This window comes from Achromobacter sp. NPDC008082, from assembly GCF_042957345.1.
Taxonomy (GTDB): Bacteria; Pseudomonadota; Gammaproteobacteria; order Burkholderiales; family Burkholderiaceae_B; genus Achromobacter; species Achromobacter kerstersii_A.
The window spans coordinates 485,238-497,349 of the sequence record NZ_JBIBIB010000001.1 but is presented as its reverse complement, the minus strand read 5'-3'; the positions used below and the strand labels follow the sequence as shown (position 1 = coordinate 497,349).

12 protein-coding genes are annotated in these 12,112 nt (G+C 63.7%); 6 read left to right on the top strand and 6 right to left on the bottom strand.

Annotation, left to right across the window (positions count from 1 at the left end; all coding sequences use genetic code 11):
• Positions 1-147: 147 nt before the first annotated feature.
• The 4 genes from ACFZAI_RS02315 to ACFZAI_RS02300 all read right to left on the bottom strand — a co-directional run bounded on the left by ACFZAI_RS02315 (position 148) and on the right by ACFZAI_RS02300 (position 4,388).
• Positions 148-888 carry an amino acid ABC transporter ATP-binding protein gene (locus ACFZAI_RS02315; RefSeq protein ID WP_046803291.1) on the bottom strand — a complete coding sequence of 247 codons (741 nt, stop codon included), beginning with the start codon at positions 886-888 and terminating at the stop codon, positions 148-150.
• A gap of 60 nt (positions 889-948) precedes the next feature.
• Entirely contained in the window at positions 949-2,049 is a 1,101-nt protein-coding gene (locus ACFZAI_RS02310; RefSeq protein ID WP_391565395.1) for an amino acid ABC transporter permease, read from the bottom strand.
• A 1-nt stretch (position 2,050) separates the two neighbouring features.
• Entirely contained in the window at positions 2,051-3,241 is a 1,191-nt protein-coding gene (locus ACFZAI_RS02305; protein WP_391565394.1) for an amino acid ABC transporter permease, read from the bottom strand.
• A 130-nt stretch (positions 3,242-3,371) separates the two neighbouring features.
• Positions 3,372-4,388 (bottom strand): amino acid ABC transporter substrate-binding protein, encoded by a 1,017-nt coding sequence (locus ACFZAI_RS02300; RefSeq protein WP_391565393.1) that lies wholly within the window; start codon positions 4,386-4,388, stop codon positions 3,372-3,374.
• 326 nt (positions 4,389-4,714) lie between these two features.
• Between ACFZAI_RS02300 and ACFZAI_RS02295 the strand changes: the two genes are divergently transcribed.
• The 6 genes from ACFZAI_RS02295 to ACFZAI_RS02270 all read left to right on the top strand — a co-directional run bounded on the left by ACFZAI_RS02295 (position 4,715) and on the right by ACFZAI_RS02270 (position 10,474).
• Positions 4,715-5,515, top strand: a complete 801-nt coding sequence (locus ACFZAI_RS02295) for a cell division ATP-binding protein FtsE (protein WP_391565392.1) — start codon at positions 4,715-4,717, stop codon at positions 5,513-5,515.
• Positions 5,512-6,420 (top strand): cell division protein FtsX, encoded by a 909-nt coding sequence (locus ACFZAI_RS02290; RefSeq protein ID WP_391565391.1) that lies wholly within the window; start codon positions 5,512-5,514, stop codon positions 6,418-6,420. The genes ACFZAI_RS02295 and ACFZAI_RS02290 overlap by 4 nt, the downstream gene beginning before the upstream one ends.
• Positions 6,421-6,910: 490 nt before the next feature.
• Complete coding sequence (cheD, locus tag ACFZAI_RS02285) at positions 6,911-7,765, top strand: chemoreceptor glutamine deamidase CheD (RefSeq protein WP_391565390.1); 855 nt, start codon at positions 6,911-6,913, stop codon at positions 7,763-7,765.
• A gap of 47 nt (positions 7,766-7,812) precedes the next feature.
• Positions 7,813-8,445 (top strand): RNA 2',3'-cyclic phosphodiesterase, encoded by a 633-nt coding sequence (thpR, locus tag ACFZAI_RS02280; protein WP_391565389.1) that lies wholly within the window; start codon positions 7,813-7,815, stop codon positions 8,443-8,445.
• Between the two features lie 47 nt (positions 8,446-8,492).
• A complete protein-coding gene (locus ACFZAI_RS02275) occupies positions 8,493-9,053 on the top strand; it encodes a 5'-3'-deoxyribonucleotidase (protein WP_391565388.1) in 561 nt (186 codons plus the stop codon).
• 83 nt (positions 9,054-9,136) lie between these two features.
• On the top strand, positions 9,137-10,474 hold the full coding sequence (locus ACFZAI_RS02270) for an NAD(P)H-dependent oxidoreductase (protein WP_054427058.1): 1,338 nt from the start codon (positions 9,137-9,139) through the stop codon (positions 10,472-10,474).
• A gap of 24 nt (positions 10,475-10,498) precedes the next feature.
• Here ACFZAI_RS02270 and ACFZAI_RS02265 read toward each other — a convergent pair whose 3' ends face one another.
• Together ACFZAI_RS02265 and ACFZAI_RS02260 are read right to left on the bottom strand one after the other, a co-directional pair.
• Complete coding sequence (locus ACFZAI_RS02265; protein WP_391565387.1) at positions 10,499-11,245, bottom strand: FadR/GntR family transcriptional regulator; 747 nt, start codon at positions 11,243-11,245, stop codon at positions 10,499-10,501.
• Between the two features lie 37 nt (positions 11,246-11,282).
• Positions 11,283-12,020: an SDR family NAD(P)-dependent oxidoreductase gene (locus tag ACFZAI_RS02260; RefSeq protein ID WP_054427056.1), complete on the bottom strand. Its 738-nt coding sequence runs from the start codon at positions 12,018-12,020 to the stop codon at positions 11,283-11,285.
• Positions 12,021-12,112: the final 92 nt, after the last annotated feature.

The following is a 12,112-nucleotide window of genomic DNA, read 5'->3' as shown; positions in this document are numbered from 1 at the left end:
CCGGCCTTGGCGTGGCGGTGGTCTCTGGTCAGGCTACCGAGTGTCGCTGAAATGGGAGATTCAAACCTGCGCCCATGAAAAACACCCCAAAAGCCGGACTGAAATCCAACCTTTGGGGTGCTTGCCGAACAGGCGGTCTTCAGCCGATCAATGCAAGATCTGGCTCAAGAACAGCTTCGTGCGTTCGTTCTGCGGATTATCGAAGAACTCGTCCGGGTTGTTCTGTTCGATGATTTCGCCGCGGTCCATGAAGATCACGCGGTTGGCGACCTTGCGTGCGAAGCCCATTTCGTGGGTCACGCAGATCATCGTCATGCCGCTTTCCTGGGCCAGCGACACCATCACATCCAGCACTTCCTTGACCATTTCCGGGTCAAGGGCCGAGGTGGGCTCATCGAACAGCATGATCTTGGGGTTCATGCACAGCGACCGCGCAATTGCCACGCGCTGCTGCTGGCCGCCCGACAACTGGCCGGGGAATTTCTTCGCCTGTTCCGGAATGCGCACACGCTCCAGATACTTCATGGCCGTCGCCTCGGCTTCCGCGCGCGGCTTCTTCAGCACCCACATGGGGCCCAGCGTCAGGTTTTCCAGCACCGTCAGATGCGGGAACAGATTGAAGTGCTGAAACACCATGCCCACGTCCTTGCGGATCGTCTCGATGTGCTTCAAGTCATTGGTGAGCTCCGTGCCGTCCACAATGATGTGGCCTTTCTGGTGCTCTTCAAGACGGTTGATGCAGCGGATCATCGTCGACTTGCCCGACCCCGAAGGGCCGCACACCACGATGCGCTCGCCCTGCGCCACGTCCAGATTGATGTTGCGCAACACGTGGAACTGGCCGTACCACTTGTTCACGTCCTGCATACGAATAATGGCATCCGACATGCCTGTACTCCCGTAAATATCGCTGTGCGCGCCCGCCCGAAGGCGGACGCGCGCCAGGGGCTAGCGTTTGTGATCAGTCGCAAGACGTTTTTCAAGCGCCTGACTGTACTTGGACATGGAAAAGCAGAACACGAAGTAGATCAGCGAAATGAACAGGTACGCCTCTACGCCGAACCCGCGCCATGCCGCGTCGGACAAGGCCGCCTTGGCTGCCAGTGTCAGGTCGAAAATACCGATGATCACCACCAGCGACGTGTCCTTGAACAGCGCAATAAAGATGCTGACCAGCGGCGGGATCACGATCTTCAGCGCTTGCGGCAGGATGATCTTGCGCATCTGCTGCCAGTAGTTCAGGCCGAGCGAATCGGCGCCTTCGTACTGGCCCTTCGGAATGGCTTGCAAGCCGCCGCGCACCGTTTCCGCGATGTAGGCCGCGGCGAACATGATGATGGCGATCTGCGCGCGCAAGAGCTTGTCGATGGAGAAGCCCTCCGGCAGAAACAGCGGCAGCATCACCGACGACATGAACAGCAGGCTGATCAGCGGGACGCCGCGAATCAGCTCGATGTACACGACGCACAGCGCCTTGATGGCGGGCATCTTCGAACGCCGGCCCAAGGCCAGCAGCACGCCAATCGGGAACGCAAAGGCGATGCCGAACGTGGACAGGATGAGCGTCAGCGGCAAGCCGCCCCAGCGCGCGTTTTCCACGTAGGTCAGGCCGAACACGCCGCCCCACATGAGCAACGCCACGGCCGTCAGGCCCACGGTCCAGATAGCGGCCAGCTTCCAGTTCCAGAAATAACGGATGCCGCTGCAGATGATCACGCCCACCAGAATGATGGTGGCGATCAGCGGACGCCATTGCTCGTCGAACGGATACGTGCCGAACAGGATCAGCCGGTGCTTCTCGATGATGAACGCCCAGCAGGCGCCTCCCGAGGCACGGCATTCCTGCGCGTTGGCGGCGTTGAAGTCCGCTTTGAAGAAAGCCCATTCCAGCAGCGCCGGCACCGCCATCAACAGGAACCACGCAAGCAGTACCGTGATGAGGATGTTCAGCGGCGACGAGAACAGGCGCGTCTTGAGCCAGGCCCACGCGCCCACGTGCGTGCTGGGCGGCGGCATGGCTTCGGTGGGAGTATGCGTAGTGCTGCTCATCTCAACGCTCCACCAGCGCGATGCGCTTGTTGTACCAGTTCATGAATATCGAGATCGACAGGCTGACCGTCAGGTACGCGCCCATGATGATGAGAATGCCCTCGATGGCCTGGCCCGTCTGGTTCAGTGTGGTGTTCACCACCGACACGATGTCGGGGTAACCGATGGCCACAGCCAGCGAGCTGTTCTTCGTCAGGTTCAGGTACTGGCTGGTCATCGGCGGGATGATCACGCGCAGCGCCTGCGGCAGAATCACCAGGCGCAGCACCTTCGCGCGCGGCAAGCCAAGCGAACCGGCGGCTTCCCACTGGCCGTTGCTCACCGCCTGGATACCCGAGCGCACCACTTCAGCGATGAACGCCGAGGTGTAGATCACCAGGCCCGCCAGCAGTGCGGCGAATTCCGGCGACAAGGTCAAACCGCCCGAGAAGTTAAAGCCCTTGAGTTCCGGCATGTCGAGCGTCAGCGACGCGCCGCTGACCAGCCAACCGATGAACGGCAGCCCGATCAGCAGGGCAATAGCCCAACGGCCCAACGGGAACATATGGCCAGTCGCTTCGTGGCGCTTCTTGCCGTAGTGGCCCAGGAAGATGATGGCGACAATGGCCAAACCCAGGCCCGCCAGCATCCAGTCCAGCGAATTGCCTTCCAGCCCCGGCACTTTCAGGCCGCGGTTGGAGATGAACACACCGGGCAGCGGATTGTGCGCCTGACGCGGACCCGGCATGTTTTCCGTGATCAGCGCGTACCAGAAGAACAATTGCAGCAAGAGCGGCACGTTGCGCATGACCTCGACATACACCGAGGTGATCTTCGCAACCAGCCAGTTCTTGGACAGGCGGCCGATACCGATCAGGGTGCCGAGGATGGTGGCCAGCACGATGCCGATGACGGCGACGCGTAGCGTGTTGAGCAGACCGACCAGGATGGCGCGGCCGTAATCATTTGCGGGGGTGTAGGCGATGGGCGTTTCGCCGATCGCGAACCCGGCTTCACGGTTCAGAAACCCGAAACCCGTGGCGATGTTGCGCACGGACAGGTTGTGTAGCGTGTTGGAAACCAGGAACCACACGGCCCAGGCCACCGCCGCCAGCGCAAGCACCTGGTAAACCACGGAGCGCACCCCGGGGTCATTCCAGTTCAGCCGCCGGCGAGGTGCCGAAATCGGGGCGTTTTTATTGGAAGTCGTCATGATGAATCTACAGAAGTCGTACACCGGGTGGCAACGCCGGCAAGGCCACGCCCCCCACTCCTGCCGCCCGCTCGGTGGCGGGCTAGGCAAAACGGAGCGCTAGGGCTCCGTTTTGCCAGGCAGCCGTGTGTTAGCGCACCGGCCAGCCGTACATCAAACCGCCTTGCTTGTACGACGCGTTCAAGCCACGTTCCAGCTTCATCGCGCTGTTCTTGCCCAGCGTGGCTTCGAAGCTTTCACCGTAGTTGCCCACGTTCTTGATGATGTTGTAGGCCCACTTGTCGTCCACGCCCAGGTTCTTGCCCATGCCCGGGGTCACGCCCAGGATGCGCTGGATGTTGGGGTTGGGGCTCTTGGTCATTTCATCGACGTTCGCCTTGGTGATGCCGTATTCCTCGGCTTCCAGCATCGCGTTCAGCGACCAGCGGACGATGTTGAACCATTGCTCGTCGCCCTGGCGAACCATGGGGCCCAGCGGTTCCTTCGAGAAGTCTTCCGGCAGGATGACGTACTTGTCCGGATTCTCGAGCGTGGTGCGGGTGGAAGCCAGTTGCGACTTGTCGGTCGTGAAGGCGTCGCAGCGGCCGGCCGAGAAGGCGCGGATGATTTCGTCGTACTTGTCGATCACGACCGGCTTGAATTCGATCTTCTGGCCGCGGAACCAGTCAGCCAGGTTCAGCTCGGTGGTGGTGCCCGGCTGCACGCAGATCGTGGCACCGTTCAGTTCCTTTGCGCTCTTGACGTTCAGGTCCTTGGAGACCATGACGCCTTGCGAGTCGTAGTAGTTCACGCCGACGCCGATCAGGCCCAGCGTCGTGTCGCGGGTCAGCGTCACGGTGGTGTTGCGGGTCAGCACGTCGACTTCACCGGATTGCAGCGCGGTGAAGCGTTGCTGCGTGTTCAGCGGCGTGAACTTCACCTTGGAGGCATCGCCGAACATGGTCGACGCGATGGCGCGGCACATGTCCACGTCAATGCCCTTGTACTCGCCCTTGCTGTCGGCGATGGAGAAACCCGGAATGCCCGTCGACACGCCGCACTGGACAAACCCTTTTTTCTTGACGTTATCGAAGGTCGCGCCCGCATTGGCGGCTGCCGAAACAGCGAACAATGCCGCGCCAATAGCAGCGAGTTTCAGTACTTTCATCGTGATCTCCGTGTGGGATAAAGCGAGCCTTGCGCGGGCCGGGTTGGGCCGACGCATGGGGCGGATGGTAGCGTCCACGAAGCACGCGGCGCATCCGGGAATTCCCTTGAAATATAGGGACACTGGCGAAATCAAACGTCGTTTTCGTACGAAAACGGGGACGCGTTTTCACCTATTTCGAACCCGTCCGAGACGCGTTCATTTCGTTCTAATCAAAAGGTGTCCACCCGGTCACGCCGTAATGCTTTTTCACAGGGAAGGCACGAATCGGCTTAGGTCTCCTTACTGTCCCCGAGTTACTATTGCGGCTTCATCTGACAGCCGCCATGATCGAATTCCAGCACGTATTCAAATCATATGGTCGCGGCCGAAATATTCTGGCCGACATCAACTTCCGCGTCAGCGCGGGAGAATTCGTTTTCGTCTCGGGGCCGTCCGGCGCCGGTAAGTCCACCCTGCTCAAGCTGATCGGCGGGCTGGAGCCCGCCAGCCGCGGCTCCATCCAGGTCAACGGCCAGCGGCTGGACAAGCTGCCCGCACGGGCCCGGCCGTACTTGCGCCGCGCCGTGGGCGTCATCTTGCAAGACACCCATCTGTTGTTCGATCGAAGCGCGTTCGAAAACGTGATGCTGCCGTTGGCGGTCCAGGGACACCCCTGGGATTCCGCCGCCGCGCGCGCACGCGCCGCGCTGGACAAGGTGGGGCTGTCGGGCAAGGAAGATTTGAATCCCATCGAACTGTCGGGCGGCGAGCAGCAACGGCTGGCGATTGCGCGGGCCATTGTGAACCGGCCCGCCATCCTGATTGCGGATGAACCCACCGCCAACCTTGACCACGACAACGCGCAACGCATCATGAACGTGTTCCGCGACTTCAACCGCGTGGGCGTGACGACGCTGATCGCCTCGCACGACCAGGACCTCATGGCGCGCTACGCCACTCGCACCTTGCGCATCGACCCGGGCAAATTCTCGGATTCCCACGGCACGTACGCGCCGCCGGACGCCGGGCAAACGCAAGCCCAAGCCCAAGTCCAAGCCCACCCCGGCCATGGCCATGCCGCCGCGCCGCGCGCCGGCGCCAGCCGTACTGAGCCCGGCCTGGGCCACCCGGGAGAGCCGTCATGAACGCCTGGCTTCGGCAACACCGCTATGCGTTGATGGTCACCCTGCGCCGGCTGGCCAAACAACCGTTCTCGTCCCTGGCCAACCTGCTCGTGATGGCGCTGGCGCTGGCCCTGCCCTTGCTGGGCAGCGCCATCCTGGTTTCAGTGCAGCCGGTGGCGCGCCAGATGTCCGTCACCCCGGAAGTCACTGTGTTCATGCGCGTGGACGCCCCCTCGGGCGCGGCGGCAGACGTGGCCAAACGCATCAAAGACGAATATCAGGAAGACGTGCGCGCCGTGCGCGTGGTGGGCCGCGACGCCGCGCTGGCCGATCTGCGCGCCAACCCGGCATGGCAGCAGGCGCTGGCCGTGTTGCCCGGCAACCCGCTGCCAGACGCCGTGGTCGTGACGCTGGCCGATGGCGACAACCTGGCCGGGCGCGCCGACAAGCTGGCCGCTGCCTGGAAACAATGGAATCACGTGGACCTGGTGCAACTGGACAGCGCCTGGGTCCAACGCCTGGAAGCCATTCTGCGTTTTGCGCGCATCGGCCTGGGATTCCTGGCCGCGTGCGTGGCCGTCGTGGTGCTGGCGACGGTGTTCAACACCGTGCGCATGCAAGCGCTGTCGCAGCGTGAGGAGATCGGCGTCGCCCGTTTGGTGGGCGCCACCGAATCCTTCGTACGCCGGCCGTTCTTGTATTTGGGCGCGCTGTCGGGCGCCGTGGCGTCATTGCTGGCGATTGGCGTGTCGGCCATTGCGCTGTCACCGCTGAACGACGCGCTGCTCGGGCTTGCCCGCAGCTACGGCGCGGAATTCGCGCTGCACCTGCCGGGCGCATCCGTGCTGATCTTCGCCGTGGTGGCCTCTGCCGCCTTGGGCGCCTTGTCGGCCCGGTGGTCGGTAACGCGCAGCACGCGGTTCTGAGCACCGACGCGGGCGCCCCACGCTGGGATGCCCGTGCCGGGATGCCCACGCGGGGAGGCCCGCGCTGGTACGCCCACGGTGGGATGCCCCCCGCGGGGATGCCCTCCCGGTACCGCCATACCGGTATCCCCACACCGGCGCTCGGGCCGCAGCGCCTCCAGAAATCTTCCATAAGCCACGTATGAAGCCTGAACCTCCCCGTGATCCGGGGAAAGGCCCCATGCGTGGCTGTGTACGATGATTCCAAGCCGTCCTTGCGGACGGAGCCTACGTCTTCGAGCGTCCAGCAATCAGCCGGCCATGCGCCAGGGAGAGAAAGCGCGTTAACAATCAGGGACGTATCACGTCGCCTCCGTTACAAGCATTTCCCCCGTTGTCCGCTGGGATATGTAAGAATAAAGCGACATTTTTTTACACTTTTTGAAACATTCGCTGTTTTACCGAGCTACGTCCTTCGTGTCCCAATCGCTGTTCTTGCCCCTTAAGTCCCATGGTCGCCCGTCTTGAAGCCCGTGCAACGCGCCACTATTTCGATAGCGCGTTCCAATGTCAGGCGGTGAAAGTGCTCCCCAACGAGTACTACGTCACCGACGAAGACCTGATGATCTCGACCGTACTCGGGTCGTGCGTTGCCGCCTGTATCCATGACCCGGTCACGGGCGTGGGCGGCATGAACCATTTCATGTTGCCGGAAGGCGACATGCAGTCGCCCGCGTCGGCCACGATGCGCTATGGCGCGTTCGCCATGGAAGTGCTGATCAACGAACTGCTCAAAGCGGGCGCGGTGCGCGACCGCCTGGAAGCCAAGGTGTTCGGCGGCGGCGCGGTGCTAAGCGCCATGCAGCAGATGAACATCGGCGAACGCAACGGCGAATTCGTCCTGAACTACCTGCGCACGGAAGGCATTCCGGTCAAGGCGCAGGACCTGGGCGACGTGCATGCGCGGCGCATCAATTATTTCCCGCGTGATGGCCGGGTGATGGTGCGCAAGATGGCGCCGCACCACCAGCGCGCCGAGGAAATCATCGCCAAGCGCGAACAGGCCGCGGCGCAAAGCGTGCAGGCCAAGACGCAAACGCCGCAGCGTGTCGAACGCTTTACCCGGCCGGGCGTGGAACGCTTTGACCGGCCGGGCGTGGAACGCTTTGACCGACCGGGCGTGGAACGCTTTGACCGACCCGGCGTGGAACGCTTCGACAAGCCTGCGCGGCCCGGTGTGGAACGTTTCGACAAGCCCGCCCGCCCCGGCGTTGAGCGCTTCGACCGCCCGGCCCGGCCTGGCGTCGAACGCTTTGACACCGCGCTCTCGCGCCTGCGCAACAAGCCGGAAACCACCGACACCTGAAGCGCAAGCGGCGGCGGAACGGGACGCAGCGCGCCTACAATCAGCGCATGTCCACCGTCCGTCTCTTCTTCGCCCTGTGGCCGTCGCCCCCGCTTGCCGCCTCGCTTGCCGGCTGGGCGGAAGCCGCCCGGCCTGCCTGCGGCGGGCGCGTCATGCGCACCGAAACGCTGCATCTGACCTTGGCTTTTCTTGGCCCCGTGGATGCGCAACTGGCGGATGAGCTGGCCGCCGCCACGCCGGAACACCGGCTGCCGCCAGGCGAGGTCACGCTGGATCATTACGGCGTCTTCAAACGCCAGCGCATCCTCTGGGCCGGCCCGCGCGCAACGCCTGCCGCGCTGCAAGCCGTGCATGACGAGCTGTGGCATTGGCTCGCCGGATACGGCCTGGCTGCGCCGCCCCAACCGTTCCGCCCGCACGTCACGCTGCTGCGCAATATCGAACGTGCGGGGCCGGCCGACGGCACGCCTGAGCGCCCCTCTGAACAGAGCCCGGCTCAACAGCCCCCTGATCATCCCTCTGCGCAGACGCCTGCACATCATTCCCCTGAGCAGGCACCGGCTCCGCCCCCCGAACCGCTCGTCTGGCGCTATGACCGCATGGTGCTGGTGGCGTCCGAATCGCTGACGGGCGGCAGCCGCTACCGCATCGTTGCGCAATCGCGCCCCGTGGAACCCTAGCCGGGCTCTGGCACAATCAGGCGCTTGCACAACCCCCTGGGATCACCATGATCATCCTGCTGGACCAAGACGGCGTGCTGGCCGATTTCGAACACGCGTTCATCGACGCCTGGCGCGCGCGCTACCCCGACATCGCGCCTATTGAATTCGATGACCGAAAGTCGTTCTACATCCGCGAGGATTACGGCCCCGAACTACGCGATAAGGCCGAGGCCATCTACACCGCCCCCGGCTTCATCCGCAACCTGCCGCCCGTGCCGGGCGCTCTGGACGCCGTGCGTGAATTGCTGGCGCTGGGCATGGATGTACGCATCTGCACGTCGCCGCTGTCGCAGTTTGAAAATTGCGTGGCCGAAAAATACCTGTGGGTGGAAAAGAACCTGGGCCGCGACGCCACCAACCGGCTGATCCTGACCAAAGACAAGACGCTGGTGCAAGGCCATCTGCTGATCGACGACAAGCCCCTGATTGAAGGCGCCGTGAAGCCCCGCTGGAAACACATTCTGTTTGACGCGCCTTACAACCGGCACGTTACCGGCCAGCCCCGCATCACGTGGTCGACATGGCGCAATGTGCTGGCGGGCGAGCTCTATACGGCAGACGAGTGAGTTCCCCTGAATCCTGTTCAGCGGTCATGAATTAGGACTATTCTGTGTTGGCTGTACCCCCCCACCCCGGAGGAGCCTGCACCATGAATCTGTACCGTCTGCTCAAGCAGCGAGAAGCCGACCACAAGCCTTTACGTGTTGCACTGTTAGGCGCCGGAAAGTTCGGCGCCATGTTCATGAGCCAGGCTCCCCGCACGCCGGGGATGCGGCTGGTGGCGGTGGCGGACCTGGCGCCCGACCGCGCCCGCGCCGCCCTGACCCGAGTCGGCTGGCCCGCCAGCGCCCTCAACGCCGCCAACACCAACGATGCGCTGAAAAATGGCAAAGTCTTCTTCAGCGATGACCCCTTGGCCATCATCGCCAGCCCCGACGTCGACATCGTCATCGACGCCACCGGCCAGGCCGCCGCCGGCATCACCCACGTGCTGGCCTGCTGCGAATACGGCAAGCACATCATCATGGTCAACGTGGAAGCCGACGCCCTGGCCGGCCCGCTATTGGCGCGCCGCGCGCGCGAAGCGGGCATCGTCTACTCACTGGCCTATGGCGACCAGCCTGCGCTGATCTGCGAAATGGTGGATTGGGCGCGCGCGTCCGGTTTTGAAGTGATGGCCGCTGGCAAGGGCACGAAATACCTGCCCGAATTTCATACGTCCACGCCCGACACCGTGTGGCCGTACTACGGCTTCACCGCGGAAATGGTGGCGGCGGGCGACTTCAACGCGCAAATGTTCAACAGCTTTCTGGACGGCACCAAAAGCGCCATCGAGATGGCGGCCGTGTCCAACGCCACGGGCTTGCTGCCGTCGCCATCGGGCCTGCACTTCCCGCCTTGCGGCGTAGACGATCTTGCCCGTGTGCTGCGCCCGCGCGAAGACGGCGGCATCCTGCACCATCGCGGCCAGGTGGAAGTGATTTCATCGTTGGAACGCGATGGCCGCCCCGTGTTTCGCGACCTGCGCTGGGGCGTGTATGTGACGCTTGCGGCCGATAGCGATTACGTGCGCCGCTGCTTCCAGGAATATGGGCTGGTGACGGACCCCAGCGGCAACTACACCGCCATGTACAAGCCTTATCACCTGATCGGACTGGAGCTGGGCATCAGCGTAGCCAGCGTAGGGCTGCGGCGTGAACCGACTGGCGCGCCCGCCGGCTGGCATGGCGATGTGGTCGCCACCGCCAAGCGCGATTTGCAGGCCGGCCAGATTCTGGACGGCGAAGGCGGCTACACGGTGTATGGCCGGCTGATGCCCGCGCCCGATTCGGTGGAAGAAGGGTATCTGCCGCTGGGCCTGTCGCATCAGGTCAAGCTGAAACACCCGGTGCGGCAATCGCAGGCGATCCGCTGGCGCGACGTGGAATACGACGAGCGCTCAACCGCCGTGCAGTTCCGCCGCGAAATGGAACAGACCTTCGCCTGAAGCGCTGTCCGCCCGCCCCGCCGCCTACACCGGCGCGGGGCGTTCGGCCTGGAACAAGCGCAGGCGATCCGCGGCGTTACGCAGATGCTGTTCCGCCGCGCGGCCCGCGGCGTCCGGGTCCGCCCCTTCGATCGCCACAAAAATCGCCTGATGCTCGCTTTGCACCGCGGCCATGCGCTCGGCATACCGGCGCGCGGTATTGTTGCGCGCGCTGCGGATGACGCGCCGCACATTCGCTTCCAGATAATCGTTCAGCGACACCAGATGCGGGTTGTGCGTGGCCTGCACGATGGCCTGATGAAACTGGTAGTCCTCTTCGTCGCCCAGCTTGTCGTTGATCAGCGCGTACTCCATGCCCACCAGCGCCTGGCGCATCTTCTTCAAATCCTGATCCGTGCGGCGCTGCGCCGCGTAGCGGGCGGCGGTCACTTCGATGGACAGCATCAGTTCCAGAATGTGTTCCAGGTCTTGCGTGTCGCCCGGCGTAGGCGCGGCGATACGAAACGCGTTGCGCTGGAAGTTGGGGTCCACGAACACGCCGCTGCCCTGCTGCGACGTGATGAGCCCTTCGGACTTCAGCCGGGCCAGCGCCTCGCGCACGACGGCGCGGCTGACCGAATACGTTTCGGTCAGCTGCTTTTCGGTGGGCAGGCGGTCGCCGGGGGCAAGCTCCCCTTGGCGGATCTGCTCGGCCAGCGCGTCGGCCAAGCCGGCGGAAAGCGAGCTCTTGGGCGCGTTGCGCGGCGGGTCCTGGTCTGGATTCGTCGACATGGGAAATCGTGAACTCGTAATGGCGGCGTCCTGCACTTTAAGCGATATAGATGCCGCCGTTGACCTGCATGACTTCCCCGGTCACGAAGCCCGCCAGCGGCGAGCACAGGAAGGCGATGGACCCGGCGATTTCTTCCGCCGTGCCAAAGCGGCGTAACGGCGTGCTTTCCAGCAGCTGCGCGCCTTTCTGGCCGATCAGGTCGTGCGTCATGGATGTGGCGATGATGCCCGGCGCCACCGCATTCACGCGGATCTGCGGGGCGAGTTCCAGCGCCAGGCTGCGCGTGAAGCTCTGCACCGCGCCCTTGGACGCGGAATAGGCCGCGTGCGCGTAGCTGCCGCGCTGCGCGGCCAGCGACGTCAACAGCACGATGGAGCCGTTGTGACGCAGGTGGCGCTGCGCCGCCCGGCACGTGTAGAAGGTGCCGTCCAGGTTCACGCGCATCAGCGTGCGCCAGGCTTCGTCGCTGGTGTCTTTGACCAGTTGTTCCGGGTAGATGCCGGCGCAATGCACCAGGTGATCCAACCCGCCGAAATGTTTGGCGGCCGCATCGAATACGCGTTCGCAATCGTGCGATACGGACACATCCAGCGCATGGGTGTAGACGCGCTGCCCGGTCGGGTCCAGCTCGGCCGCAACCTCTTCCAGGCGCGCGTTGTTGATGTCGGTCAGCACCAGCCGCGCGCCATGGGCGGCCATCAGCCGCGCCGTGGCCAAGCCAATGCCGTTGCCCGCGCCGGTGATGACAGCCACCTGTCCTTCAAACGAAATCATCCTGTCTCCAAGCTTGTTATGGGCGTGCCTTGCTGCCTTCCCGGCCGCCGCGGAATCTTTGATTGAACTCCTGAATCCGCCGCTTGACACGA

Bases quoted from the DNA above. Each gene is read 5' to 3' on its own strand.
- ACFZAI_RS02295 (WP_391565392.1), top strand. From the start codon at position 4,715: ATGATCGAATTCCAGCACGTATTCAAATCATATGGTCGCGGCCGAAAT.
- ACFZAI_RS02275 (WP_391565388.1), top strand. From the start codon at position 8,493: ATGATCATCCTGCTGGACCAAGACGGCGTGCTGGCCGATTTCGAACAC.
- cheD (WP_391565390.1), top strand. From the start codon at position 6,911: ATGGTCGCCCGTCTTGAAGCCCGTGCAACGCGCCACTATTTCGATAGC.
- ACFZAI_RS02265 (WP_391565387.1), bottom strand. From the start codon at position 11,245: ATGTCGACGAATCCAGACCAGGACCCGCCGCGCAACGCGCCCAAGAGC.
- ACFZAI_RS02290 (WP_391565391.1), top strand. From the start codon at position 5,512: ATGAACGCCTGGCTTCGGCAACACCGCTATGCGTTGATGGTCACCCTG.
- ACFZAI_RS02305 (WP_391565394.1), bottom strand. From the start codon at position 3,241: ATGACGACTTCCAATAAAAACGCCCCGATTTCGGCACCTCGCCGGCGG.
- ACFZAI_RS02260 (WP_054427056.1), bottom strand. From the start codon at position 12,020: ATGATTTCGTTTGAAGGACAGGTGGCTGTCATCACCGGCGCGGGCAAC.
- ACFZAI_RS02300 (WP_391565393.1), bottom strand. From the start codon at position 4,388: ATGAAAGTACTGAAACTCGCTGCTATTGGCGCGGCATTGTTCGCTGTT.
- thpR (WP_391565389.1), top strand. From the start codon at position 7,813: ATGTCCACCGTCCGTCTCTTCTTCGCCCTGTGGCCGTCGCCCCCGCTT.
- ACFZAI_RS02310 (WP_391565395.1), bottom strand. From the start codon at position 2,049: ATGAGCAGCACTACGCATACTCCCACCGAAGCCATGCCGCCGCCCAGC.
- ACFZAI_RS02315 (WP_046803291.1), bottom strand. From the start codon at position 888: ATGTCGGATGCCATTATTCGTATGCAGGACGTGAACAAGTGGTACGGC.
- ACFZAI_RS02270 (WP_054427058.1), top strand. From the start codon at position 9,137: ATGAATCTGTACCGTCTGCTCAAGCAGCGAGAAGCCGACCACAAGCCT.